Below are 23,246 nucleotides of genomic sequence, written 5' to 3'. Positions count from 1 at the left end.
AGTTTCAGTCGGATGAGCCTTCCATCCAATGGTTAGGCAATGCCATTGGGCGCTGGAGCGACACTGGCTTCTCTTCTTCAGTGGGAAGCCAGTTCAGCGTTTTCGCATGCATCAACGATGGCATGGCTCATTTGGCAGCCGCCATCAGCTCTTAAGAACAGGCAGCAGTCATGGATTTAAACGCAATAAGCTTAACTAGTTCTTTTCAAAGCTTGTTTGAGAAGTTTTTGTAGGTCCCAAGCTCTTCCTCCCTAAATTTTACAACAAGCTTGTTAAATGCATCCATCCCGATGATGTCTTCAATCTCTTCAACAGGAACCAACGACAACCACCCTGGGAAACCCTGTGGATAGTTGTACTTCTTCCTGTTTTTATTCAAAGCCGTGAAGGATCACTTTCAAATCACTTTTATTCTAACGGAGAAGGCAGGGTGCCGGGTGTGAGGCTAATCACATCACAAGTTTTCATTTGATTCATCTCAGAAGTTCCTCTTCAAAAAATATTCCGCTACTAATACAGGCAAACACCCAACTCTTGAAAAGTCTGTTTGATATTTTGCTTACGAGCTCTACGACTGTAACGAGCTAGCGCGCGGGGTCTGAGCCCTCAAGCAATCCCATCATTGGATCGAACCACTCCGCATGAAGCGCTGCGAGTACTGACATGTCAAAGGCGCGAACAGCTTGGTTTGTCTTGTCTGCCATCCAAAGCAGTCCAAAGGGAGCATTGATCGCCAGCTGAAGCCGCCACCACCAGATGATGATTTTCAAAGCTTTCTGAAAGATCGGGTCCTTAATCACGACAGAGCTTGACCAAAGCAAAGGTTCGTGGACCCTTATCCAGCAATACGCTCAGATCGCTGATCAACCCATCTCCCTCTCCCTTCATCCCTGTATTGATAGATCAGGCAGCAAGACGACACTGCGCCTCCGCACCTCCAAGGATGCAGGTACCACAAAGGAAACCCAATGATAGAGCCGCCATTGCTCAACGGACTCATCATCCTGCCAATCCAGTGGTCAAATGGAGGCAGCACCCAGGCACTGAGGAGTACGACAAGCAAGACGTAAAGAGACCGTATAGACAACAGATACTCAGGCTCCTAATCCGTAGGTGAATGTCTTCACTGCATAGGAGCGTTGTTTTTAGTCGGCACCTGTATCGTCATCATGCTGGTCTCCCAAGAAGCAAAAACCCCGGCATAGCCGGGGTTCTCACTGACCTTGGACGGTTCATTGTTTATAGAACGCAGCGAGGCATTGATGCGGAATTTTCGCACAAAAGTTACATGTCAATAGATCAAAGGGGCCATCTCCTCTTTCGCTGATTCAACGAAAGAGAAGAATGCATTGGCCCGTCGATCCCGTCCAAGGACGACCTAGCAATCATGCCCCAAAAGGGCCCTTATTGATAGTGATAAACATTCTCAATTAATGCAAATCCGTCACTAAGCGTAAATACCTAATAATGTTCAAGCGCTTGGCCTAAGGGATTAGCTCAACTTCCCACTGCAGAGTCGCGATCAGGTGAACCAGAAGGGCCACAAGGCGAGTCCAAATCAGTTGCTCAGCATTCCGACGGTTTCCAAGTCATCTTCACGCCAGCAGGCGTCCTGTTTTCAGTACCTCAGGCCCGAGGAGAAACCACTCGTCCAATAGAGCAGACGACCGCAAGTCCATTAAATTAGAGTTCGACTCTTTCTGGGAATACTCAGCTGTCTAATTAAAAGTTAACTACAGCAATGATTCTCTGACCCCATGGTTAAGTGATACCAAGTCCATTAAATAGCTCTTTATGAACAACAAAGGTATGGTACAGAACTGTTCCTCTTTCAGGTTCGAGGCGTTCACCATCTGCATTGAAGCCAATGCTGCATACGAGATTACCCATCCAGCTAATTTGATCTGGGCTTTGGCTTATAGACCATTGCAACATTCGCTCAGTATGCTCAGGTAGCGAGACCGCTATCTTCTCGCAAGCTTTGTTGAGACGGTAAAGCGCCGGGGGTTTTCCTGGGAGGTTGAGCGCTTTTCTCAAAGAAAGCTCATCGAATATTCCGATATATCGAATATGCTCAATGATATCTAATTCTTCATTGTCCAAACCTGCATTTTCAAGTGCAATTTCAAAAGCTTTTATATTCAGCTTAGGTCGGTTAATCATGCCAGGTGTTCCTCGTAAATGCTTTGTTGAGGTGCTGTGGCTACGTTAGCGCCAAAAGAGAAAAGAAAAGTTTTAGTTTTGAGCTGGTGCGCATAAACACCGAAATCTGACCCAGCAAATTGGCCGCCCACACCGTAAGTCGCATGGAAAGGAGAACGTCTCAACGCCAAGGAAGCCGCTTAATTCTCGATAAATATAGATACATTAGTTGCACTAAAAAGGTCTATTTTGCGGTGACTGGCGGCTTTATAGCCAGCAAGGATTGCCCTCATTTATTGACATCTTTTCTTCGCGATCTAAAGCTTTCTTGGTAAATGCCGAGAATTGATTTCGGGCAGATATGCCTAGGTACTTTATTTTCGTTCATAAGCAGCTTGCCTCTTAAGGCACTTCCGATATATTTTCTCTCTCAAATGAATTGGAGGTGAGTATGTCTCTTGCCCCTTCTCTTGTTTGGAGATCAAAAGTAGGCGGGACAATTCGTTTGATGGTGGGTGACACCAACATCCGCTACTTAGCCGAGTTGAACGGCAGCCGTGTCTACTGCGACGACTATGCAACCGCCGCGGCTCATCTCGACTACAGGAGTAAACAGCAATTGCACTGCTGGGGCAGGCGGTAACAACGTTTACCGCATGGCAAGGGACGCGATGCGTTCACCCTTGAACGGTTGGTGCCAGGGGAACTGGGTTCCTCTCTCAAGTTCCTCAGCAAACCGCTGATGACTGACGACCTGACCACGACGCTGTTCTATCTGGCGGCGATGTCAGGACTGCTGAAAATCGGCAACAACGTTCAAGCCACCATCGACTGGATCGTCGCAGCGGCGATGTGGGTCATCTGCACGAAAGGCTCTGGTACTGACCTCTCGACGGTGATTTACGGGAATTTCAACGACCTGATGATTGCCCAGTGGGGTGCTCTTGAAGTCCTTGTTGACCCCTACTCCGACTTCGCCACGGGCACGGTGGGCGTGCGAGCGCTGCAGTCGATCGACATTGGTGTGCGTCACGCCGAATCCTTCGCTGCAATGACGGACGCAGTGGCCTGAATAGCCTGAACTGAGGGTTCTTAGAGCTCCGCTGTCCATAGTCGGCGGGGCTTTTTTGTGCCTTATAACCGCTCTAAACCTCAGCAAGCGTCAGCAGCAGTGCAGCAACAGCAGTAGTCAGCGCAGACTGATGGCATGAAAAGACTCCTCCTGCTCCTGCCGATCATTGCCCTTGCCACGATTCAGGTGGCCCTCGACCCAGCCAAACCGCCAGCACCTCGAAGCGCTCAACGATCAACTCCGGCCCCGAAGAATGCCCCTCAAAACAACCTTGCAGAACAGTTTAGACAGCAAAAAATTGATAGACTTGAGCTAAAGAGACGGTGCAATGATGAATTTTTTAAAGCGGATTATCAATATATAAATAGTACGCTGCCAGAATCAAACGAGGCCAATTATTATGAAATCACCCGGTATTTTATACGATACAAAGATGGACGAAAGACTATATATAGAGTAACGAAAAACAGCTATGGATTTTGCCGGCTCGTGGCACATGGCTTCCTCGAAGAATCTTATTATGTCCTCCATCACTGCGACTCTTTTTGGCTGACTGGGAAATCTTCTCCAAGCAAAAGAATGGCGGTAGAATGTTATATCAGTCTAGAAGGGGAGGAGATTACAGTATACGAAAAAAAACCATGGAAAAATGACATCGAGAAATACACTTTGGGTAAAAAAATTTCCGGATCTCCTCTCTCCCTTTAACAAGGAAAATACACAAGAATGCTGAGGGGGAGCCGTTCAACCCAGTCCCTACTTGACTCTTAATGGGAAGAATCTGAAAGACATTTACGACGAGACCTACGCCGAATATTGATCACCTCACAGGTAGGGGGCAGTGTCTCCAGCCCGTCTTAACCCCCTCCCCCTTGACCTCGTCGCACTACCAGAAGTAGTACAGGAGTGCTTGCGAAGGTGGTATGTCGGTTGACCATGCGAGCGGTGTTGCAGCACCCAAGGCGGATCCTGTCTTTCTGCATGTCAGGGCAGGAATGACCGTGATCGTTGATGACGGCAGCGACTGGCGGATGGCTGACGTGATCTGGGTGGATGGTGGCGCCAGAAACCCCAAGGTCCCCACGCTGTTTCAGGTGGCAGACGTCGATACAGGCATCATCAACTGGATAAACGCTGACTCTGTATCAAACATCATTCCGAGGGTCTGAACTGCTGCCACTCTTGGCGGAGATCTAAATCCATCATGAAAGACGATACGGCCCCAAAAAAGAAAAAAGTGCTTCTTGGGCTGATCGTGAAGGGAGCAATTGGCCTCTTAAGTTTCGGGATTGCTATGGGGATCCTTGTCACGATCAAGACAGCAATGGAAATCAAGGGCTGTAACGAAGGCAAGTCAGAAGACTGCGATGCGTTGCTCAAGAGCGAATACACAGTCGATGAGGACTTCGATCCTGATCAGATCACGAACGAGGAGTACAAGCCCAAGTTCGTAGCGAAGGTCGAAGCTGCCAAGAAAGCAGAGGCAGAACGTGAGGCCTACGAGGAAATGTTTTCGGCGCAAACGCAGGCCATGTCTGCATGCAGGAGAGCTCTGAAGGCAGCCATGAAGGACCCAGACAGCTTCCGTGTTCTCAACAGTGACTATGCAAACCTCCTCATCGAGTACTCAGCCACCAACTCCTTTGGCGGACGTATTCGCAACGTGATGGACTGCAAGACAGGGAAAAACCTGCGTTGAAGGCGGCTTACAGCTCCTGACCCAACGCCACAGGCGGGACATCACGCCGACTTGGCAGAAGGAGATGGGCTGGGCGCCTGAAGCTAATTAGCGACGTAACGAACGAATCTTCTGCTCAAGCTTGATCAGCATCAGAGACCATCTGCCCGACAGGGCAAACCAGCAGGAACCCCCGACAACTGCAAATGTTGCGACCACCCAAAGCACTAACCCCGCCCCTCCGATAAGAAGGTCCCGTCGACACGCTTCAAAGTCCGGGCCTGGCTTGCATCTTGGAACGATCTCCCTGAATCCCTGATCTCCAGCGCGACTTCCTGATGCTGTTCCACCTCCATATCCCATTCGTAGAGCCTCAGTGAGCTTCCATCAGCAGTGTTGCCACCCGAGGCAGCGCTGCAAGCTCTGGGCGCCTACGTGGCAGAAGGAGATGGGCTGGGCTCCTGAGGCGGGCTAAAAAGGTCCCATGGCTGACAGTGCATCTGACTTCACCGAGCAGCAACTGTTGGAGATGTACGACCGTATCGCCGCCCTGATCACGAACATCGAAGTCAATCTTCTCGGCAGATACGGAGGCCCGACAGATCAGGCCCGCCGCCTCCGTGAAGCCAAGAAGCTCCGTGCTGAGGTGATCGCAAGATTGGGCTATCAACCGAAATCAACCCTCGACAAAGACCTTGAAGATCTCAAGGGAAAGATCAACAGCGGCGAGCCCATACACGATGACTTCAGCGTCGACTTGCCTCATCTGAGTGATCCGATTTTCAGGGGCCCCAGAGGTGGCCGTTATCGGATCAACAGCAACGGTCGGAAGACCTACGACGTGCCATGAGCAACTACGAAGTAGGAAGCGCTGAATGGCTTGAAGCTCTGGACTACCCAGAGCACGACAGAGCAGAGATTCAACGGAACAGGGCGATGGCCCTCAAGCAAGGCATTGCAGTTGATCCACAAGTTGCTGTGGACCGAAAAGCAGCCCTGGAAGCTATTGAACGCGAATTTGGCGAGTGGACCTACTTCGATCCCACAACGGTGATCGCAGGCGGCAAGAAACACAAGGTGCCCGCAGGCACAGTCACAAAGTCACAGCCAGTTGGAACAACAGGCCCGCGAGGCGGCAGATATTTCCTGACGAGATCCGGCAATAAGAGTTACTTCTAGGGCTCAACCCTTGCCTTTGACCCAACGCGATAGGCGAGAGATCACGCAATCGCGCCAAACAAACTGATTACACAGGGTCCTTACAGGCGTCCCCCATCGAGGGTCATCGCAATCGCGATTTTTTTGTAGCGATTGGATACAAAAGGTCTTCTGGTGAGCTTGGTCTAGGAGACGCCTAGGACGCTCACAAGATCTTCAAGCTCATCTATTTGAACTGTTCCCCTTGTGGGGTCATCTACGAACGTGACCTCATGGCCATCCCAGTTGCTTACAAGATCTAGTTCGTATGGCTTGTCATTGAGGAACATCCGAACGTTTATTCCCCAGTCAGTCGCTTGGACCAATAGCGATTCAACCTTGTCGTTCTTGAGGTTTTCTAGCTGAGATCGAATGATCTCTTCCTTCTGCTTCTCACTCACTGAGCTATTGGTGCATCTATGCCGACATTTTGGCGTTGGTGAAGGCATCTAGGACATCTTCCTGGCGACTTGTGCGGTAGCTGCGCCTGTGAACCTCAGGGCTGTGGCCCATGACTTCTGAGGCGTGTGAGTCGGCGATGCCGTAGCGGGTGCAGCGAACACTGAAGCTGTCCCTGAAGGCATAGGGCTTGAGGTATTGCCCTTGAGCGTCGTACTTGCTGACGAGCTCTTTCCATTCGGGCTGTCTACGGAGCCATGTGCCAAAAGCCTTCCCATCGACGGTGTTGGGTAGCTCAACGGCATTGCTGGACCACTCGTCGACCAATCCCCAGCTGACGCGTTCTTCTGCAGAGCTGAGAGGGAGGTCGATCAGCCAGCGCTCAGGGTTTTGTTGTTTGCGACCGCGATTGGCTGAAACCTTGCCCTTGGAGCAGAACATTTGAGGTTGGCCCTTGTGGTTCTCTCGCACCTCGAGGTGATTGATCTCCCATTCGCGCAAGCCGTAAGCAGCGAGGAGTCGGATGACGTTGGCCCAGCGGTGGTTGCGTGGCTTAATGGCTGCGTGGAGGTCGAGGATTTCTTGATCGGTCAGTGCTGCCTTAGGGCGGTTGCGTTGCTTGGGGCCAAGTAGGTCGTCGTAGTCCGATTTGCCGACCCGCCAGCACCGAGCGACCCCGTGCTTGTCAAAGGCGTACATCGGCCTGTCTGAGGTTGGTTATGAGTCCAATCCCAAAACAGCTGCTGACAGGTCCTGAAAGTTGCGCGGGAGGGTCGCTATCACCCGGTGCAGAGGTATTCAGAAGAGCTCGAACAGGACGAAACGATTTCTGCGGTGACCTTGATCGCTTCGTAGGTGCCCTTGTCCTCAGCCATGGCTGGAACAGTGAGAAGCAGTGACAAAAGGAATAGGAGTTTTTTATCTCACGACCAGAGACACATAAAAGAAGGACACGGTCATGGAGAAGATCCAAGACTGGCGAGTGCCTAACCCCCATGCCCCATTTTTCGGTGCTGCCCCATGAGCGAGGCAACCGATAAAAGTCAGAATCTGAATGACGACCCCCATGAAGAGGATCTTGGCGAGAGTTTCCATGCATCAATAATGGCTACGGGTGGTTAGACCATCTGTATGCCCAACAAGGACCGCAGCTTCCACGAATCGCCACAGAAGGCTGGTGGTGAGGGGTGGCTGTATTCCGAGCAGCAGCAGAAGCTCTGTCACTTCAAGCCCGACACGGCGACGGTCCACGCCCAATGGGTCGAGGTCCGCACCTTCAGCTGGATCCCCCCACGCCAACCCGTCCCGATGACCCAGCGGCGGATGCTCAGGCACAACGCCATCGAGGCCTGGGGGACCATGCAGAAGACGGGCTGGGTTAGGTGCTCACCACCAGTGAGGTGAAAACCCGTGCCCATTACAGACGCGACCGAACACAATGCCAAGCACGCTCAACCCGTTGCCGTCTTCCCACATCAAACCGCGCTCAGCTGTGCAGCTGTAAACCCAAATGCCGGGCCGGATTCCTGCTCTTGGATTTGCAGCCACTAAGCCGACAAAGATCGATGCAATAACCAGCTGTCTGATGAACCTTCCTACGAGCATCAGCCAGACCAACCGCTTGCCCTAAACATTTAGGGCAAAACCCAGCAAAGCGAAGGCAAGAGCGAACAAAGCTCAAACGCTGCAGGTGATGCCATCGCACATCCCCCATCTGAGGGATCTTTCAAGTCACTGATTCCCCCATATGAGGAGCAATTAAAAACCCCGCCTTGTGACGGGGTGAATGTTTTGTCGGGAGATGGATGGCGACAACATCAACGCCCCCTGCTTTTCCCTTGCGGGTTTTGTATAGCTTTCAGCCGCTCTGCTGTGGCATCAACGAATAGGATGTTCAGAAAACATCCTCCATAAACATAATACAAAAACGGGAAAATCAAGCAGTATCCAGTTGCCAATCCTTGTGTCCTCATATGTTTTGCAAAAAGGTATTTTAATTCTCCATCCACCAGCCTTTTCAATCCAATAATTATGCTCTCTTTGTTTATATCGAATCTCTCTGAAGAAAATGAAGTATTTTGTTTCTCGTATTCTTACCCCCAGCCTACGGTCCAGCATTGCGTCTCTCCACTCATAGCTTTCATCTTCGATGAATTTTCCTTTTTTGAAGCGACACCATGACCAGTGATGGATGGTGACGAAGAAGTAGAAACTCATATTGCTGGTTGCAGATGAAGTCTATTCATTGCATAAATCTATCTATTATTTGCAAGAAAGCCATAGTCTGCTTGAGCATCACCGTTCCAGCTGAGTGATATTTCCGACGGATCTAATCCCTCTTTTGGGTAAATCGTCCTCGCCAGACTGGAGTAATCGCCCAGATCCCAGTGGCCAGCTCACTGCAGGCTCAAAAGGAGTCACACGTCGACCTGCTCCAATCCGCCATCCGATGGGAGGGAGTTCGCGCTCAGTGGTTCGCTCGCACCAATGACTGGCAGCAGGTCGTGGACTGCCTCGCCCGTGAACGTCACCTCGAAATAACCCTCGATCAGGCGCGGCGGGATGCAGCGCTCGCAGCCGAACAACGCCCCGGTTGATCCAGTGACGGGCCATCAATCAGTTATGGGATGGGTATTGCTGCCCTCTTGCGCGGGAAACATCAGCTGATAGACAGGTTCGTCTGCGCATGGGCCGGGTGTGATGGCCCGGCTTTTTATGCCTCTGCTCAAACAATAAAAACTCCGCCTTGCGACGAGGTGATTAAGTTTATTTCAAATAAAATTACATACATCAGCTACAATTCTAGATTCAAAAATGTTATTAGGATCCCTCCATTCGCCCCATATCATTTCGTCATCGGTAGAGTTAAAAACTCTGCCTTCGCATACAACCGCTACATATAGTTTTTGTTTTTGACCATTTTCAGCTGGAATTACGATTGACTGGCCCGTCTTTTTTGCTCGCTTGAAATCAAGAGTCAGCTCTCCATACCCCCGCACCTCAGCTTCTGCAGTAAGCGCAAGCAGGAGGCTTGCCGCGACGAATAGAAAGCGTTTCATGGAGCCGATTTATTGAATCTATGCATATTGCAAAGAAATTGTATTGGTTGATGCAATTGCTACCGATATTCAATAGCTAAAAATGAATTGCTTCCGTTGATTTGCACTTGGGAGCGGCGAGGTCACCTAGCGAAAGGGTGGCTTCGCTTGCCTAGAAAAAAGCCCTCGAACAACGAAACCTGGCCGAGGGCTTCCCCCAACTGAGGCAGCATCATGGCAAATGACACAGGCGAGTGGAGTGTCTTATGCAAGCCAACGAGTGATCACGGTGCCTTCGTACACATGACCAGAGGCTTCGACAACCGGCTTGGTCTCTGGGTTCGTGAAAATGTTGTAAAAGACGTCCTCGGGTCCCTGGAACATCACTGTCGCTCTTTTGGGTTCGTCCTTGCAGACGCCAATAAAGAAGGTCTTGACTCCCATCTCGGCAAACATCGCTTGCTGCTCAGGAGCATTCATATGTGCGCGATATTCCTCAAACGTGTTGCTGAGCTTGAAGTCCAGAACAGTTGTCTCGGTCATGGCGTGAGTGGTTCTAATTCGCAACAGAACTGTCTTAACCAGCTTCGGGTGCCCAGCCCATCTCCTTGTGCCACGTCGGTGCCCAAAGCTAGAACTTGTGGGTACTGGCAAGCCTTAAGCGATGTCTTCTAGGAACTACAGAGCTGGGGAATGGTTACCTGATCAGCCTGGGCATGACTGGGGTTCAAAACCACAGACGGTGAAAGGGGTCTCTTCTAAACCCAGCAATGAAAAGACGATCTCTTTGGAAGAACTCAATAAGAATAACAAGCCTGAGTTCGACCTCCCTAACAAAGGATCAGCTCCAAGCATCTAGCCCGCCTCTGGTGCCCAGCCCACTTCCTTTTGCCAGGTGGGTGCCCAGAGCTTGCATCGCTTCTTCAGGTGTCGATACTGCTGATAGAAGCTCACTGAAGTTCAGCTGATGGGAGGGTATGGGAACCATGGTGGGTTTGGAGGGCAGGGGCTCTCTCTTTCCTGCGACCCAGCAGTTGAAGGATGCAGGCGCGACGTTTTATTCATAGGAACGGGGGTAATCACATTCATAGTTGTGGCTGGGCTTGCCTGCTGGCTTGTCCTGTCGGGTAGGTGGACTGTGATGCTGATCAAAATTGAGCAGAAGATTCGTTCGTTACTTCGCTAACAAGCTTCAGGAGCCCAGCCCACTTCCTTTTCCAGGTGGGTCGTTTTCTATCTGCCGTGAGTCTTTCCCTGCTCGCCAGACTTCGCCCCATGGCGAACAAGGACCGCAGCCACCACGAGCCACCACCAAAGCCCGGTGGTGAGGGTTGGCTTTACAGCGAACAGCAGCAGAAGCTCTGTCACTTCAAGCCCTCCATGGCCAAGGTCCACGCGCAGTGGGTCGCTATCAGGACGTACAGCTACGTTCCGCCCCGCCCGCCTGAGCCGATGACTCGGCGGCGGATGAATTTAAATTGTCATGCCTGTGGCGTTGGATCAGCAAGTCACTCCGATTGAGAGTTGTGTTCTGAGGGGGGCAAAGTACGCTTATCTTAATTGCATTAATCGCACCGACAATGGCCTGAATTTGCGCTGGTTTTGGTTATTTAGCTCCTTAAGTGGGTTTGTTTGTTGACATCGCCGCAAATCAACGTGTAAAATAAATTGTAAGTTCTAGCTTTTTATGCAACTCAGCATTTTGCGTAGGCTTGTTAGCTGCTCGGCTCTCTCTGTTGCTGCCAGCATGATTGCTTCCCCGGCTTTGTCGTTGCCTGTTTCGACTTCCCAGGGATTTGTTCAATACCTGAACAACAACAAGAAAGGATGGGACACTGCTGATAAACTGAAATTCAATCGGTTGAGTGGCTGCTTCACGCAATATGCTTCTAGCGGTAAGGCAAAGGCTTTTGTGTGCACCAAAGGTGTTGTTGTTCGTATATCGCCAAATCGAGTTAAGCGTACATGCCAGGTGAATCGTGTGAAAGTTAATAGTAAAGGAAAGATTACTTTAACTTCTTCTAATTGCGTCTATAAATAGCTCTTGAAGTCGTCAAATATTGTTTTGGATTGCTGAGTTAATGCCTTAGGTTTACGCGCTATTTGCTCCCGTGTTCTGATTTCTGTTGCCAGGTGGATTGGGGATTATTCGTGCTAGTAGTCATTACTCACGACTTTCCAGGTATTGCTGATATGGGTTGTTAAACATGGTTTGAAGCTTGCTTCTTACTGAAAGCTTGGTTTATTGGGTTAGCAGCTGATGCAATGTGGTCCGCACCCTCAAAGATCAATGGTTTGCTTTGGCGCTGGGAGCCGCTGCACTCACTGCATTGTTCTGGCTTGAGTTGATTGCCTACTAGCAAGTATTTCTTCAGCCAGATGTTCTCTCCACGTTGCTCTGTTTGGTTGATAGCTGTTGGGGTGCTGTTGGTTTGTATTCCGGCAGCTCGTTCTGACGAGTGGGTGACTTGCAAGCGCGATGCGTCCACAGGGCAGCTTCTTTGGCTGCGGGGGAAGTCAACGGAGCCTCTGAAGAACGCTGAGTACCGACCTGGTGCCACCAATCCTGATCTGGGCACTTGCTCGGTGAGCAATGACCAGCTCCGTGAAACTCACGGATTGAAGTTCTGATCACTGCTTCACTTGGGCCTGTGAGTCCCAGTTAATAGAGGGAATTGAGGCTCTGTTCAGGCTTGGTTCGATCCATCAAAGATTGAGCTCATCAAAAGCCTCAACAGCACAGCACCCATGAAGCTGCTGAAAGCCTGAAGGTCGAACAGCACGTGAGCGTAGGCTCAGGCTGCGTCTGATGCGTCTCGCCTTTGTTGATTCGTCTGCTGCTCGCTTTTGCCTTGCTGGCGCCCTGGGCAACCCCTGCTCGAGCGATTTCACTTTCAGCGCGCACGGATCGGTTGATTGATCGGCTTGAGCGGCTTGGCGTTGTGATTGACCGGCTCGAGCGTTGTGGCCCCGGGGCTGAACGTGCCGCCTACAACATGGGCGTGAACCGTCTCTGTCTGTCGCAGGGGCTGCGCGATCAGCCAGGGCTTCAGTTGGATGTTCTGACCCATGAGGCCATCCATGTTGTTCAAGACTGCCTGGATGGTTTGGAGACGCCGTCGTCCTCCACGATCAGCTTGATGCTGCAGGCTCAGGGTGGTTTCAGTCCCGCGCAGGTCGATCGGTTTTGGGCGCATCATCTCGACCGTTCAACGTCAGATCATGTGCTGACGGTGACCCAGTCACTCGGGCCGCTGCAGCGCCAGCGAGAAGTGGAGGCCTATGCACTGCAGAGCCAGACCGGCATGGTTGAATCCTTGCTGGCCAGGCACTGCTGATCTTCATCGACGGATAGCGTTTCAGGTTGAGATGTTGTTTTCTTTGATCTGGCTAGGGTGGGTTGATTAATTGGTAGGAACAATCGGGTGAAGCACCACTGGATTGCGTTGCTTTTTTGGGCTCCACTGATGTGGCTGCAGGCGCCCTCATCAGTCGCAAAATCGTTGTTTGATCGTCCCCCAACCCGGGTGGTGATTCACAACCCTGAATCAACCGAAGGCTTGCGCAATCGCACCACGATTACGGTTGTGGTTCCTGAGGATGCTGGTAATGCCCTGGGCGCGATCGTTTTGCGGCAGTTGCCCAATCTTGATCGGTGGGATTGGGGCCGCTTGGAACCTCGGGTTTATTTCGGCGACTATTCCCTTCCTGGCAAAGGAGAACGGGGCTTGGCCACCGCTTTTGTCTCAGGTTCTCAAGAGGATTTGAGCATCCAATTCAATCCAGCGGTTGAGCCGGGGCAAACCGTGAATGTTGTGTTCCGTGGCTTTAATCCTCAGTCAAGTATTTATCAATGGTCAACAATGCTCCTGGCGGATGGTGAGGACCCCGTCCGTTATCATGGACCCACCTTGCGTCTAAATGTTTACGAGCAGGATCCGTACCGTTAATTATTAATTTCTAGAGCAAGTTTGGGTAGGCATTGAGGAGTCCCCAGATCACCAGTGCGGTGATCGAGGCAAAGATCACGGCTGTCCATGCCGCCAGATCGGCATTGTTGCTGGACCCTTGCAAAAGCTGAAGTAGGCGTGCCATCAGAAGGAATGCAAGCTCTTCGGTTCTGGCTCAGCTTGAGGGCAAATTCCAGCCTTGTTTGCGAGTCCTCATACGTCCAGGGGGTCTCGATCGATCACGCCGGCTCGCTCCAGCCTTGTTAGTGATATTCCCCGGGGTGCTGAATTTTGGTGACGCTGACGCCAGAGGAACTCTTACCGGAGAACCGAAGCAGTTCATCGCCGGAGACTTCGTAACCCAGTTCCTGGGCAATCAGGGCCGCAGCATCGGCACTTACGGCCTGCAGCACTTGCTCCCTGAGGGAGGGATCTCTGGAGATGTGAGCAAAAAATTGTCGGAGTTGGTCCGTGCTCATGCCGCTGGGAGATGTGGTGCCGATTCTGCCCCGTCTGGTCTTGCCTCTTGCCTGTTGACTGGTGCACAGATCAGTCCGATGCGATGACGCAACTGGCAGTGTCAGGTGCTTCCGGCAAAACCGGATGGCGCGTGGTGGAGGAAGCGCTCAAGCGTGGTCGATCGGTCCGAGCCATCATTCGGCCTGCGTCCGTGTTGCCCCCTGCCCTGGCTAAGGCTGAGCAGGAGGGTCGGCTGGAGGTGTGTCGTCTGGAGCTGGACACGGCGGAAGCGTTGCTCCATGCGCTGCAGGGCTGCACGGCATTGGTGATCGCCACTGGTGCTCGCCCTTCGATCAACCTGGCGGGCCCCTTGCAGGTGGATGCTTGGGGGGTGCAGGCCCAGGTGCAGGCCTGCCGCTCTCTTGGTTTGACGCGTGTGGTGCTGGTGAGTTCCCTCTGCGCTGGCCGTTGGCTGCATCCCCTCAATCTGTTCGGCCTGATCTTGGTTTGGAAGCGGGTGGGGGAGCGCTGCCTGGAGCGCAGAGGTCTTGATTGGACTGTGATCCGGCCTGGAGGACTCAGTGAAGATGACAGCCGTAGCACCACGGAGGGAGTGCTGGTGACCGATGCCGATCAACAACAGAGCAACAGCATTCCTCGCCGCCTTGTGGCACAGATGTGCCTGGATGCTCTGGAGCAGCCTCAGGCCTGTGGTCGCATCCTGGAAATCACCAGCTCCCCGGCACTGCCCCAGCAGCCGCTGGGGCAGTGGTTGGATCAGAACCCTTGATCTAAGGATCGGCTCAATCCCAGCACCAGGTGGTGCTGGGCCGGCCTGTGCTGGCCAGGAAGCGTTCGCTGTCGGGGCGAATCAGATCAATGGTTTTTTGTTTGAGCTCGCTGCTCCAGCTGGGTGCTGCAACGTTTTTTCGTCCTTTCGACCCCGCTGGATTCAACAGCGGCAGTTGTGCCTCCTCCAGCAGCCCCGTGCAATCCGGCTTGGCGCCGATGAAGCTCAAGATCCGACGCAGGCTTGATTGGGGCTCTGTGCTGAGTTCCTCGGTGGTGATGCTCAGCATCGACTGCTGCGGAAACCAGCGTTGGTAGCGCTGCCATTGCTGGTGATAAAGCGAGGCCTCCACAACGCGTTGCCGCAGTTGCGGCGCGCGGAGCAGTTGATCAAACGGCGGGCAGTGCTTGCTGCGTCCGCGCCAGTGCCGCCAGTGGGATTCGATCCGTCGCAGGGGATGACGCACCAGATAGATCAGTGGAATGCTGCCGAGGTGGTGGTAGATCAACTCTGGCGTTCTGGCATAGCACCCATAGGACGACGAGTACATCGTGCTGGCTTCGCCGCGCAGGGGTCGCTGCGGATCGGCTTCAAATTGATTGGCGTACCACTCCCAGCCGCGTAGATAGTGCCGACCGAAGAATTTCGGCTCCATCGACTGGCTGATCTGGATCTCGGGATGGCGTCCCAGTGCCGTGGTCAGGCTGGTTGTGGCCGATTTAGCGGCTCCGATGATGATGAAGGTGGGCAGCTGAGCGCGGTAAAGCGCTGCAATCCGGTCGTGCTGCCCCCGCAGGCTGCGATTGATTTGGTACTGGCAACGCCAGCTTTCAAGCCAGCGTGACTGATCAGCGTCCGAAGACATGGGAGCGGAGCCAGTTCGACAGCTTCAAGCCCGTGCTGTGGAGTGGGTTGATCGCCGGTAGGGGGGCGTTCTGGATTAAGTGGTCCACAGACACATCGTTATAAAAAAGGCGCACATCATCGCCGTAAATCTGCATCGCTTTCTCGATCAGAGCATCACTATTGAAGTGACTCTGCAGGCCAGCGCGGTCACTCCGTCTCACGTTTTTCTGAGGCAGAGACTCCATCACATTGATGCCGCGTCGGGCCAGGATGTCGCGTAATTCAGCCCAGTGTTCGTTGATCTGTTCAACGCGTCCCACAAACTTCGGCACGATCTGATTGCCGATGCAAAGCAACTGGTTCTGGGGCAGAACGTGAACGTCATAGTGCTTGAAGGGTGTCTCGATCAAAACATCGAGAAAGGCTTCAAATGACAAGCCATGGGTGATGCCCATGTTCTGCATCGGCAGCGGTGGCGCTTCGATTTCGATCACCTTGTTGTTGTAGGCCGCGATCAGACGATCGAAGGGGTTGCGTACGAAGCTGAAGCTGAAATGGCTGCGCCGGTACTTGCGGGCACGTCGCAGGGTGATCAGTTCCGTTTCCTGATTGGTTTCGTGCTGCCAAAACTTGTCGGAGGTTGTTTTGGTCCCCTTGGGAGGCCTCTCGCTGAGCAGGCGGCACAGGGCCGCTTTGATCGATGAATTCGCGGCCTTGGGGACCCGTCCGTAGAGCAGGTTGTGGCGCTTCATCCGGATGAAGTGATGCGGTTGAGCCATGGATTAGCGGCTTTTGGCGAAATTTTTCTCGAGGAATTTGCGAAACAGCTTCCATTCGCTGCGGCTGAACAGCGGTCGCGCTTGGATCGCCAGTTCAAGCCCCCGTTCGTTCAGGCCTGGATTTGTGGTTTTGTTCAGGTTCTCGTTCTCGGTGTTGGCTTCCAGCTGCTGCCTGAGCCGGTTGGCTTGTTGGGGCAGGGCCTGCTTGAGCACATTCCACAAAAAGGTGCTGGGCTCATGGGGATCGCTGAGTTGGTCATAGTTGATGCTGACGACCTTCAAGTCGCGTTTGCTGCCCAGCTTCAACAGCGCCTGCTCAAGTGATTTGGGATCGGTGCAGGAGAAATCAGCCGTTTGTCGGAACGTGTCGAAGTGGCTGGTTTCAGTGTTGTGGCGTCCTTCCTTGAGCAGCTGGGTGTGGCACGAGCGGATGAAGGCCTCTGGCTCCCTGCTGGCGAACAGCACCGTCCATGCGATCGAACGATGCTCAAGGCTGTCCTCCAGACCAGTGATCAAGCGCTTGGTGCGTGACTTGGCATAGCGATACAAGCCCGTCTTGCGTTCCTTGTTAGGCGTTTTTCGGCGCGGCGGTTCTGCAAGGCCGTTGCGCAACGTTCCGAAAATCGCTTCGAAGGAGAGAAGGATGGTGTGGATCCTGTCGGGATGGTCTCCTGCCAGCTCCAGCAGGGTGGATCGCGTTTGTGATTTCAGGCCTTTGGGCGTTTTGCGATCCCAACGGCCCCATTGCAAGTGACGCCACAATTCGGAGCATTGCTTTTTGAACGTGTTCGGCCCGAGATAGAGCACTCCCTGCTCCAGCAGCAGCTCGCGGTTGGTCTGCAGATTCCGCTGCAGGTAGGTGCTGCCTGTTTTGTGCAGCCCGCAATGCAGAACAATCCGGTCCGGTTTGAGCTGGCTCACGCGACCTGCCGTTCCTGGCTGGACTCGACACATCCTTCCAGGCGTTCGAGGGCAAGCCAGGCACCTTCGCCATTGTTTTTGTGCCCTTGCCAGATCTCAGGAATGAAGGTCGCCTGCGGGGCGAGTTGCTCCATTAGGGCAAACAGCTGGACCCAATCGATTTCACCGTCATGGATCTGCAGGCCTTCGCCATCGACCCCCTTCGCATCGGCCAGATGCAGGTGTGCCGTGAATGGAAGGATCGCCTTAAGGAAGGCACTGAACGAGGCCTTGAGGTGAGTGCAGGCGAGCTTTGAGTGGGACACATCCAGGCAGACGCGCATGCCGGTCTCCCGACAGAACTCCTGGATGAAGGCGGTGTCGACGAACAGGTTGTGATAGCGCTGTCCACCGAAGTGCCAGGGGAAGGGGGGCATGGTTTGGGGAATGATCTCCACCTCGCCGGCGGTCTTGATCTGCTGAAGGCTGTCGATCAGGCGCTGGCGCAGGGGTTGCAACTCCGCTTGCTCGAGATGGTGGTGTTCGGAGAAGCCACCGACGTTCGTCACCAGAGGGACGGGATCGGGGCAGCGGAAGCGGCGTCGCAGATCACGGGAGATGTCGACCACACGCTGAAGTTCCTGAATCGAGTGGCGCCGGTAATCGGAATCCGCGCTGCACAGATCGAGGGTGTGATCGCCGGCAAACAGTTCGGGGGCGTGAACCACTAGGCCGATCGGCTGCGATGTCGGCAGCACTTGATCCAGATTCACCTCGAGATCCTTGTAACTGAGGTGGATTTCCACCAGGTCGAGATTGCTGGCGGCAGCAAAGCTCTCGATGTCGTGGTACCTCACCGGGACGCCAAAGCGATGCTGGAAGCGATAGGCGCGTGGGGTGGCGGCCGGGGTTTCCAGGTCGGAGGGGAAGAAGAAGTCGCCGGCGGCTTTGTTTACCGGCAAGGTCTTGCCGATGAGGTCGTCCAGGCGATTGGGCTGCAGCCCCTGCCCAGGGCTCTGGATGCCCACCATCGCCTCGGTGATCTCTGTACCCGCGGGGACATCGCAGGTGGCGACGAGGCTCTTGGCCAGCACTTCGCGATTCATCATCTCGCCCTGGCTGATGCTGCGTTCACCGCCGCTCCCCATCGATTCCTCCACCCGGCGAATGCCCTGGATCATCTGGGCGAATTCATCGGGCAAGAGGCTCACCTTGTGGTCGTTGCCCTCCATGGAGCGATCGAGGGTGATGTGTTTCTCGATCACCACGGCGCCGAGGGCGGCGGCGGCAATGGGCACATCGATGCCCCGTTCATGGCCGGAGTAACCCACGGGAGCCTCGGCTAGGTCCCGTAGTCGCTCGAGGTAGCGCAGATTGACGTCCTTGAACGGAGTGGGATAAGTGGAATTGCAGTGGAGCAGCACATAACCGGCTCCTTCGTTCTGGAGGTGCCGGATGCCGGAGCGGATCTCCACCTCAGATGCCATGCCGGTGGAGCAAATCAGTGGCTTGCCAGTGGCTGCGAGGCTGGAGAGCAGGGCGTGGTTGGTGAAATCTGCCGACGCCACCTTGAAGCCTTCCATGCCCCAGCGGTTGAGTTTCTCGAGGCTGGCTTCATCCCAGGGGGTGCAGAGGGGCACCAGCCCTTTGCTGGCGGCATGGTCAAAGCAGCGGAACAGTTCGTCGTCGCTGAGTTGAAAACGCTCGAGCAGATCCAGGGTGTACTGGGTGCCCAGATCGGAGGCCATGTCGTTGCTGTCCCCCGCATTGCGGTACAGCCGACTCATGTCCCGCATCTGGAACTTGGCGCAGTCCGCTCCCGCGGCTTGGGCGGCATTGATCAGCTGGAGCGCGATGTCGAGATCGCCGTTGTGGTTGTTGCCGATTTCGGCGATCAAAAAACAGGGGGCGTCATCACCGATGCGGTGGGAGCCGATCTGCAGTCCATCGGTGGCGCGGCGGGCAACAGACACGATCCGGCCATGGTTGTCCAGCAGCGGCAGCGCAATGATGCGGGAGTTGAGCAGGGCGCTCAGATCACTGGCGCTAGTGCCTTCGGCGGCCGACCGGCAGTTGGAATTCATGGCCGCGGTGACCGGCCGGTTCAGGTCGATCTCGCCGCAAGTGGCGATCCAGCGCCTGAAGTCGCCGTCGGTGAGCACGCCTTGGAGGATGCCGCTTTCGGAAACAACGAAGATCAGCCGCGACTGGTTGGCTGTGATCTTGCTGAGCGCCGACAGGATGCTGTCTTCCGCGAAGACAACGAACTGGGTGAAATTCCGCTCAATCAGGATGCCTCTCACCGTTCTGTTCGGCCGCCTGGGTTGAGTCCACAGTCGAACTTACTTCAGATCTCTGTAGGAGATCAGCAGTGCGATCTGCCGAAGCAGTGGGTTGGTCTGGCGCACGGCCCAGTGGCGGCGCGCGACACCTCGGTGGAGCGGGCGCATCAGGGTCGCCTGGCAGAGCAGCTCGCGGGCACTGCTCCAGTCGCTAGTGGTGATGGCGGCTTCGGCCCCCAAGCGCAGCTGATTGAAGCTGGATTGGGCATTGCCCGGGTAGCCGATGCTGCTGGGGACGGGCTGTGGCGGCTGCTGTCGCTGTGCATGCAGGGCGTCGAGCAGGGCGGAAGGGCTGAACTGCGTTCCGTACCCCATCCATTCCAGCCAGCGTGGATCCGGGGAGGGCCCTTCGGCATCGAGGACATCCAGATTTGGGATGGCCTCCAGGGCGCGCCATACGCCGCTGCCGGCATAGACGTGGCCGCCGTAATCCGGCTGCAGACCGAGATCGCTGATGGCAATCGCTCGGCAGCCGAAGTCGAGTGCGTCGAAGAAGGCCGTCGAGGAGAGAGTGGCCAGCAGCCGGGCCTGCTTCAACAGCACCGGCAGGGGGCGATAGTCCAGTCGCAGATTGGTGGGGGGCACCCCCAGCGTCTGCTTCAGGGTCGTGCTGATGTGGGTCTCGACGTCATGGAAGGTGGCGTCGCCGGGTGCGATACGGGGTTTGATCAGCACCTCCCAGTTGGGAGAGCGGCTGGCTAGATCGCTTAGCAGCCGCACGAGTTGGGCCCGTTCGCTGCTCGACGCGGGCATGATCACCTGCTCGGCAAACACCAGGCGCCGTGGGCGCTCCTCTAAGGGAACTAGATCTGTGCTGGGGGCGTTGCGCCGCAGACCGGTGAGCACGGTGTGTTGCTGCGCAAACGGGGTTCCCGCTACCAGCTGCTCCAGGGCATCCTGATCGCGAGGTCCACTCAGGCAGATCAGGTCGTAGCCCAGCCGCCAGCTCACCCCCTCGATGAAGTGGTCCAGCACCACGCCGTTGAAACCACAGAACAGCAAGGGACGCCGCTGCTCCCGTTGCAGGGCGAGACGGATGTCATTGAGCTTGCTGCCCGTCAGGAACACGCCAATGGCATCAACGCTCAGTAAACGCCGATCCCGCAGCAGCTGAGCCAGGCTCTGGTGGCGCAGGGTGGCCCTCTGGGCCAGGCGTTGCAGCAACGCCTGGGGTGTTCCATCCCGTGGAATCACGTTGATGGTCCACTGCACACTTCGTTCGGTCGGAGCGCTGCAGAGGGCCTCGCAGGCCAGCAGTTGGCTGTCGCTGTCCGCGATCAACAGCAGCTTTAGCGTTGGTCTGGTGGTGGGTGCTGTCATCGCTTCTCTCTGCCAGCCTTCGCATGCAGGGCTTCGATCAGGCGCTCCGCTCCGTTGGCGATGTCGGCGCCCATGCTGTTCAGCCAGGCTTGGTTTGCCCTTGGCAGTTCGGTGATGGCATCGAGGTGGGGGATGCTGCGCAGGCGATGCATGGCACCACAGCCGAAGAACCCGGTTGTGTTCTGTTCATCGTGGATGCCGTAGTCGCCCACGATGATCGGGATCCGGCCCCAGGCCATGGCCGCAAGGCTCCAAGGTGAACTCACCGTGAGGCAGGCGCTGCAGGATCCCAGCAGCGGCAACAGCTGTCCGGGAGCGGCGTCCACCAGGTTGTCCGCCAGGGGCGCGTCACTGGGCAGCAGCGCTGTCGTTGCGTCCCAGCTGTGGTCGCGTTGCAGCATCACGGTCCAGTCCGGCCGTTGGCGCGCCCAAGTGTTGAGTTGGCGCAGCAGTTGCTCCCGGGCCCCGATATGGGTGGGGATCTGCTCCTGGATCAACGCCAGCAGTAAGGGCTGCTCGGCGGGGGCGCAGGGTTCGGCCGAGGGGAACCAGAAGCCCGTGCTGATCACGGCCGGCAGCTTCAGGGTCGCGGGCCAGTTGAAGGTGAGCGATTGCAGCTGACGGCGCTGGTGTTCGCCGCTCACTAGCAGCAGATCACAGCCCAGGCGCAGGCTGAGATCGCGGATCAGGGCATCCCCTACCAAGGGAACGAGGGGCCCGCTGAACAGTGTCGCTGCCGTCTGTTCGCGTGCGCTGCAAAGGCCTTGATAGGTCTGGATGAAGCGCCGAACCTGCGTTGGGTCCTGCAGGAACAGGCCGATGGCGGACACCTGGTCCAAGAGGGGGTGTGCAGCCAGTTGCTCCACCTCGATACTCAGTAGCGGTGCCGGCGTGGCCACGGGTTGGTGTCCCTGAAGCGGTGGACCTGCCGTGATGCAGCGTTGCCCCTGGTGGTGTAGTGCCTCGGCCATCAGCATGCAGGCGGAACGCTCCAGCCCTCCGTCGCTGACCAGCAGCAGGGTCATCGTTCCCGCAGCAGTTTGGAAAGCCAGCCGAAGCCCACCACGCTGTCGCGCAAGCTGCGCAGCATGCGACGGGTGCGGTGACGCTTGCGTTGGCTGGAGCGGGCGCCACCACTGCTCAGCATCCGTCGGCCCCCGTTGCGCAAGGCGGCTTTCTGCCAGTCACCGCTGCCCCAGCTGAGGGGGCCATGGCTGGAGCTGCCCAGCGGTGCAGCTGGGCTGTTGAGCCGGTCCACCAGGGCCGTGATGAAGCGATCCTCACCGTCCCGCTGCAGGCCTTGTTGTTCCAGCCACTGCGGGTCATGGATGACATCGAATGGGTTGGCTTTGATGGCGCCGAAGCTTGCGATGGCGCCCGAACTGGCGAAAAAGTGGTTTCCAAGGGTTTCGGTGACCCCGAGATCACCGACGATGCGGGTGCTGATGCCCATCGCCATCGACTCCATGGCAGCCGTCGATGAGACGGTGATGGCACAACCGCACTGGCGCAGTAGCAGGGTGGCGGGTTTAAAACTCAGGCGCAGATTCGGCTGATCACGCGTCATCTTGTCGATCACGCTGGCCATCTCCCCATGGCGCCTGTGCAGGGTGCTCTCGATGCTCGAAGTGCGTGGTTTGAAGATCACGGGGTGATCGGGCCAGGCCGCGGCCAGCTCCTTGATCTGGTCACAGAGAAAGCGGCGTTGCAGGGGATGCACCGGAATCGAGGGCTGTTCGAAGAACACGATCGAAGGAGTTTCCGGTTCTTCCGTGCGCTGCTTGGTGCGCCAAAGAATCGGCAGGCCCGTCACCACGGCATTGCTGCTGTTAAGGCCGAGGGCCTTGCGGCCACGGCCGTACAAGGCCAGATCTTCGGCACTGTTGAGGCAGAGCAGGTCGGCGCCCGAGCGATCCATCATTCCCTCGAGGCTGAAGCGGAACAGGATCCCCGGATAAGCGCTGATCAGACGCGGGCGTTGCTCCTGATTCGCCCAAATGGTTTGCAATTGCAGCAAGGCGTCGCGGCTACGCTGGCCATCGAGGCCCAGGATTAGGGCGTCGACACTCTCTGGCATGGCGCTACACAGCTGGCGCAGATCGTTCCAGTTGTGTTTTTCGATGCGGGTCTTCGGATCGATCCGCCGGATCTCCAGGCGCTGCCGACGGGAGAGAGCCCGGTTGCTCAGCTGCAGCAGCAGCAGGGTGGTCTCGGCACCCTCACGCCGGCAGGCCGCCAGCATGGTCATGGCCAGCTTGCCGAAGGAGTCGAAGCAGGCGACGGCGGTGACCTTGCGGCCGCTGAGGCGCTTGGATTCTGCGGGCGCCATCGACT

The 23,246-nt window shown here is 55.5% G+C and carries 26 protein-coding genes; 10 read left to right on the top strand and 16 right to left on the bottom strand.

Annotated features, from left to right (window positions below; translation table 11 throughout):
- Positions 1-584: 584 nt before the first annotated feature.
- Together DXY35_RS03415 and DXY35_RS03410 are read right to left on the bottom strand one after the other, a co-directional pair.
- Positions 585-800 (bottom strand): hypothetical protein, encoded by a 216-nt coding sequence (locus DXY35_RS03415; protein ID WP_115081094.1) that lies wholly within the window; start codon positions 798-800, stop codon positions 585-587.
- Positions 801-1,761: 961 nt separating this feature from the next.
- Positions 1,762-2,163 carry a hypothetical protein gene (locus DXY35_RS03410; protein ID WP_115081054.1) on the bottom strand — a complete coding sequence of 134 codons (402 nt, stop codon included), beginning with the start codon at positions 2,161-2,163 and terminating at the stop codon, positions 1,762-1,764.
- A 721-nt stretch (positions 2,164-2,884) separates the two neighbouring features.
- Between DXY35_RS03410 and DXY35_RS03405 the strand changes: the two genes are divergently transcribed.
- The 6 genes from DXY35_RS03405 (at position 2,885) to DXY35_RS03385 (ending at position 6,071) form a co-directional block, all read left to right on the top strand.
- Positions 2,885-3,214 (top strand): phage major capsid protein, encoded by a 330-nt coding sequence (locus tag DXY35_RS03405; protein WP_115081092.1) that lies wholly within the window; start codon positions 2,885-2,887, stop codon positions 3,212-3,214.
- A gap of 135 nt (positions 3,215-3,349) precedes the next feature.
- The gene (locus DXY35_RS12365) at positions 3,350-3,922 is read left to right on the top strand and encodes a hypothetical protein (RefSeq protein ID WP_137006702.1); all 573 of its coding nucleotides are present in this window, start codon (positions 3,350-3,352) and stop codon (positions 3,920-3,922) included.
- 215 nt (positions 3,923-4,137) lie between these two features.
- Positions 4,138-4,383: a DUF3104 domain-containing protein gene (locus DXY35_RS03400; protein ID WP_115081052.1), complete on the top strand. Its 246-nt coding sequence runs from the start codon at positions 4,138-4,140 to the stop codon at positions 4,381-4,383.
- A gap of 35 nt (positions 4,384-4,418) precedes the next feature.
- Positions 4,419-4,913, top strand: a complete 495-nt coding sequence (locus tag DXY35_RS03395; RefSeq protein WP_115081050.1) for a hypothetical protein — start codon at positions 4,419-4,421, stop codon at positions 4,911-4,913.
- Between the two features lie 463 nt (positions 4,914-5,376).
- On the top strand, positions 5,377-5,742 hold the full coding sequence (locus DXY35_RS03390; RefSeq protein WP_115081048.1) for a hypothetical protein: 366 nt from the start codon (positions 5,377-5,379) through the stop codon (positions 5,740-5,742).
- Positions 5,739-6,071, top strand: coding sequence for a hypothetical protein (locus DXY35_RS03385; RefSeq protein WP_115081046.1), 333 nt, complete (start codon positions 5,739-5,741; stop codon positions 6,069-6,071). Before DXY35_RS03390 ends, DXY35_RS03385 begins: the two co-directional genes overlap by 4 nt.
- Positions 6,072-6,506: 435 nt before the next feature.
- Here the strand turns inward: DXY35_RS03385 and DXY35_RS03375 are convergent, their stop codons facing one another.
- Positions 6,507-7,187, bottom strand: coding sequence for a hypothetical protein (locus DXY35_RS03375; RefSeq protein ID WP_115081043.1), 681 nt, complete (start codon positions 7,185-7,187; stop codon positions 6,507-6,509).
- Positions 7,188-7,619: 432 nt separating this feature from the next.
- Here DXY35_RS03375 and DXY35_RS03370 point away from each other — a divergent pair, with 432 nt between their 5' ends.
- Positions 7,620-7,892, top strand: coding sequence for a DUF1651 domain-containing protein (locus DXY35_RS03370; RefSeq protein ID WP_115081041.1), 273 nt, complete (start codon positions 7,620-7,622; stop codon positions 7,890-7,892).
- A gap of 474 nt (positions 7,893-8,366) precedes the next feature.
- Here the strand turns inward: DXY35_RS03370 and DXY35_RS12360 are convergent, their stop codons facing one another.
- From DXY35_RS12360 to DXY35_RS03365, 4 genes are all read right to left on the bottom strand, one after another.
- Positions 8,367-8,705 carry a hypothetical protein gene (locus DXY35_RS12360; protein ID WP_137006701.1) on the bottom strand — a complete coding sequence of 113 codons (339 nt, stop codon included), beginning with the start codon at positions 8,703-8,705 and terminating at the stop codon, positions 8,367-8,369.
- A 200-nt stretch (positions 8,706-8,905) separates the two neighbouring features.
- Positions 8,906-9,073, bottom strand: a complete 168-nt coding sequence (locus DXY35_RS13015; RefSeq protein WP_206749206.1) for a hypothetical protein — start codon at positions 9,071-9,073, stop codon at positions 8,906-8,908.
- A gap of 186 nt (positions 9,074-9,259) precedes the next feature.
- Positions 9,260-9,547, bottom strand: coding sequence for a hypothetical protein (locus DXY35_RS12350; RefSeq protein ID WP_137006699.1), 288 nt, complete (start codon positions 9,545-9,547; stop codon positions 9,260-9,262).
- Between the two features lie 243 nt (positions 9,548-9,790).
- Positions 9,791-10,069, bottom strand: coding sequence for a DUF3764 family protein (locus tag DXY35_RS03365; RefSeq protein WP_115081039.1), 279 nt, complete (start codon positions 10,067-10,069; stop codon positions 9,791-9,793).
- 2,282 nt (positions 10,070-12,351) lie between these two features.
- On the opposite strand from DXY35_RS03365, the gene DXY35_RS03355 reads away from it, so the two are divergent.
- Both DXY35_RS03355 and DXY35_RS03350 read left to right on the top strand, forming a co-directional pair.
- A complete protein-coding gene (locus tag DXY35_RS03355) occupies positions 12,352-12,864 on the top strand; it encodes a hypothetical protein (RefSeq protein WP_137006698.1) in 513 nt (170 codons plus the stop codon).
- Between the two features lie 129 nt (positions 12,865-12,993).
- Positions 12,994-13,476 (top strand): DUF2808 domain-containing protein, encoded by a 483-nt coding sequence (locus tag DXY35_RS03350; protein WP_115081091.1) that lies wholly within the window; start codon positions 12,994-12,996, stop codon positions 13,474-13,476.
- A gap of 10 nt (positions 13,477-13,486) precedes the next feature.
- Here the strand turns inward: DXY35_RS03350 and DXY35_RS13160 are convergent, their stop codons facing one another.
- Both DXY35_RS13160 and DXY35_RS03345 read right to left on the bottom strand, forming a co-directional pair.
- Positions 13,487-13,621 carry a hypothetical protein gene (locus DXY35_RS13160; RefSeq protein ID WP_255441776.1) on the bottom strand — a complete coding sequence of 45 codons (135 nt, stop codon included), beginning with the start codon at positions 13,619-13,621 and terminating at the stop codon, positions 13,487-13,489.
- Between the two features lie 118 nt (positions 13,622-13,739).
- Positions 13,740-13,955: a Nif11-like leader peptide family natural product precursor gene (locus tag DXY35_RS03345; protein ID WP_115081034.1), complete on the bottom strand. Its 216-nt coding sequence runs from the start codon at positions 13,953-13,955 to the stop codon at positions 13,740-13,742.
- An 83-nt stretch (positions 13,956-14,038) separates the two neighbouring features.
- On the opposite strand from DXY35_RS03345, the gene DXY35_RS03340 reads away from it, so the two are divergent.
- Positions 14,039-14,725: an SDR family oxidoreductase gene (locus DXY35_RS03340; protein ID WP_115081033.1), complete on the top strand. Its 687-nt coding sequence runs from the start codon at positions 14,039-14,041 to the stop codon at positions 14,723-14,725.
- Between the two features lie 13 nt (positions 14,726-14,738).
- On the opposite strand, the gene DXY35_RS03335 is transcribed toward DXY35_RS03340, so the two are convergent.
- Genes DXY35_RS03335 through DXY35_RS03305 form a run of 7 tightly spaced genes read right to left on the bottom strand, consistent with a single transcriptional unit; the run spans position 14,739 to position 23,241 of the window.
- The gene (locus tag DXY35_RS03335) at positions 14,739-15,590 is read right to left on the bottom strand and encodes a sulfotransferase (RefSeq protein WP_115081031.1); all 852 of its coding nucleotides are present in this window, start codon (positions 15,588-15,590) and stop codon (positions 14,739-14,741) included.
- On the bottom strand, positions 15,574-16,350 hold the full coding sequence (locus tag DXY35_RS03330) for a sulfotransferase family protein (protein ID WP_115081029.1): 777 nt from the start codon (positions 16,348-16,350) through the stop codon (positions 15,574-15,576). The genes DXY35_RS03335 and DXY35_RS03330 overlap by 17 nt, the downstream gene beginning before the upstream one ends.
- A 3-nt stretch (positions 16,351-16,353) precedes the next feature.
- Positions 16,354-17,271, bottom strand: a complete 918-nt coding sequence (locus tag DXY35_RS03325; protein WP_115081028.1) for a hypothetical protein — start codon at positions 17,269-17,271, stop codon at positions 16,354-16,356.
- Positions 17,268-19,553 (bottom strand): N-acetylneuraminate synthase family protein, encoded by a 2,286-nt coding sequence (locus DXY35_RS03320; RefSeq protein ID WP_170950493.1) that lies wholly within the window; start codon positions 19,551-19,553, stop codon positions 17,268-17,270. Before DXY35_RS03320 ends, DXY35_RS03325 begins: the two co-directional genes overlap by 4 nt.
- 39 nt (positions 19,554-19,592) lie before the next feature.
- Positions 19,593-20,912 carry a DUF6716 putative glycosyltransferase gene (locus DXY35_RS03315; RefSeq protein WP_115081026.1) on the bottom strand — a complete coding sequence of 440 codons (1,320 nt, stop codon included), beginning with the start codon at positions 20,910-20,912 and terminating at the stop codon, positions 19,593-19,595.
- Positions 20,909-21,937, bottom strand: a complete 1,029-nt coding sequence (locus tag DXY35_RS03310) for a DUF6716 putative glycosyltransferase (protein ID WP_115081024.1) — start codon at positions 21,935-21,937, stop codon at positions 20,909-20,911. Before DXY35_RS03310 ends, DXY35_RS03315 begins: the two co-directional genes overlap by 4 nt.
- Complete coding sequence (locus DXY35_RS03305; RefSeq protein ID WP_115081089.1) at positions 21,934-23,241, bottom strand: DUF6716 putative glycosyltransferase; 1,308 nt, start codon at positions 23,239-23,241, stop codon at positions 21,934-21,936. Before DXY35_RS03305 ends, DXY35_RS03310 begins: the two co-directional genes overlap by 4 nt.
- Between the last annotated feature and the right edge of the window lie 5 nt (positions 23,242-23,246).

The sequence above is a fragment of the Synechococcus sp. N32 genome (assembly GCF_900473895.1).
Lineage (GTDB): Bacteria > Cyanobacteriota > Cyanobacteriia > PCC-6307 > Cyanobiaceae > Parasynechococcus.
The sequence above is the reverse complement of the archived record's forward strand: the minus strand, read 5'-3'. Positions and strand labels throughout refer to the sequence as shown.

Bases quoted from the DNA above. Each gene is read 5' to 3' on its own strand.
- DXY35_RS03400 (WP_115081052.1), top strand. From the start codon at position 4,138: ATGTCGGTTGACCATGCGAGCGGTGTTGCAGCACCCAAGGCGGATCCT.
- DXY35_RS03405 (WP_115081092.1), top strand. From the start codon at position 2,885: ATGACTGACGACCTGACCACGACGCTGTTCTATCTGGCGGCGATGTCA.
- DXY35_RS03345 (WP_115081034.1), bottom strand. From the start codon at position 13,955: ATGAGCACGGACCAACTCCGACAATTTTTTGCTCACATCTCCAGAGAT.
- DXY35_RS03305 (WP_115081089.1), bottom strand. From the start codon at position 23,241: ATGGCGCCCGCAGAATCCAAGCGCCTCAGCGGCCGCAAGGTCACCGCC.
- DXY35_RS12350 (WP_137006699.1), bottom strand. From the start codon at position 9,547: ATGAAACGCTTTCTATTCGTCGCGGCAAGCCTCCTGCTTGCGCTTACT.
- DXY35_RS12365 (WP_137006702.1), top strand. From the start codon at position 3,350: ATGAAAAGACTCCTCCTGCTCCTGCCGATCATTGCCCTTGCCACGATT.
- DXY35_RS03395 (WP_115081050.1), top strand. From the start codon at position 4,419: ATGAAAGACGATACGGCCCCAAAAAAGAAAAAAGTGCTTCTTGGGCTG.
- DXY35_RS03310 (WP_115081024.1), bottom strand. From the start codon at position 21,937: ATGACCCTGCTGCTGGTCAGCGACGGAGGGCTGGAGCGTTCCGCCTGC.
- DXY35_RS03340 (WP_115081033.1), top strand. From the start codon at position 14,039: ATGACGCAACTGGCAGTGTCAGGTGCTTCCGGCAAAACCGGATGGCGC.
- DXY35_RS03315 (WP_115081026.1), bottom strand. From the start codon at position 20,912: ATGACAGCACCCACCACCAGACCAACGCTAAAGCTGCTGTTGATCGCG.
- DXY35_RS03385 (WP_115081046.1), top strand. From the start codon at position 5,739: ATGAGCAACTACGAAGTAGGAAGCGCTGAATGGCTTGAAGCTCTGGAC.
- DXY35_RS03410 (WP_115081054.1), bottom strand. From the start codon at position 2,163: ATGATTAACCGACCTAAGCTGAATATAAAAGCTTTTGAAATTGCACTT.
- DXY35_RS03370 (WP_115081041.1), top strand. From the start codon at position 7,620: ATGCCCAACAAGGACCGCAGCTTCCACGAATCGCCACAGAAGGCTGGT.
- DXY35_RS03330 (WP_115081029.1), bottom strand. From the start codon at position 16,350: ATGGCTCAACCGCATCACTTCATCCGGATGAAGCGCCACAACCTGCTC.
- DXY35_RS03365 (WP_115081039.1), bottom strand. From the start codon at position 10,069: ATGACCGAGACAACTGTTCTGGACTTCAAGCTCAGCAACACGTTTGAG.
- DXY35_RS13160 (WP_255441776.1), bottom strand. From the start codon at position 13,621: ATGGCACGCCTACTTCAGCTTTTGCAAGGGTCCAGCAACAATGCCGAT.
- DXY35_RS03390 (WP_115081048.1), top strand. From the start codon at position 5,377: ATGGCTGACAGTGCATCTGACTTCACCGAGCAGCAACTGTTGGAGATG.
- DXY35_RS03350 (WP_115081091.1), top strand. From the start codon at position 12,994: ATGTGGCTGCAGGCGCCCTCATCAGTCGCAAAATCGTTGTTTGATCGT.
- DXY35_RS03375 (WP_115081043.1), bottom strand. From the start codon at position 7,187: ATGTACGCCTTTGACAAGCACGGGGTCGCTCGGTGCTGGCGGGTCGGC.
- DXY35_RS12360 (WP_137006701.1), bottom strand. From the start codon at position 8,705: ATGAGTTTCTACTTCTTCGTCACCATCCATCACTGGTCATGGTGTCGC.
- DXY35_RS03335 (WP_115081031.1), bottom strand. From the start codon at position 15,590: ATGTCTTCGGACGCTGATCAGTCACGCTGGCTTGAAAGCTGGCGTTGC.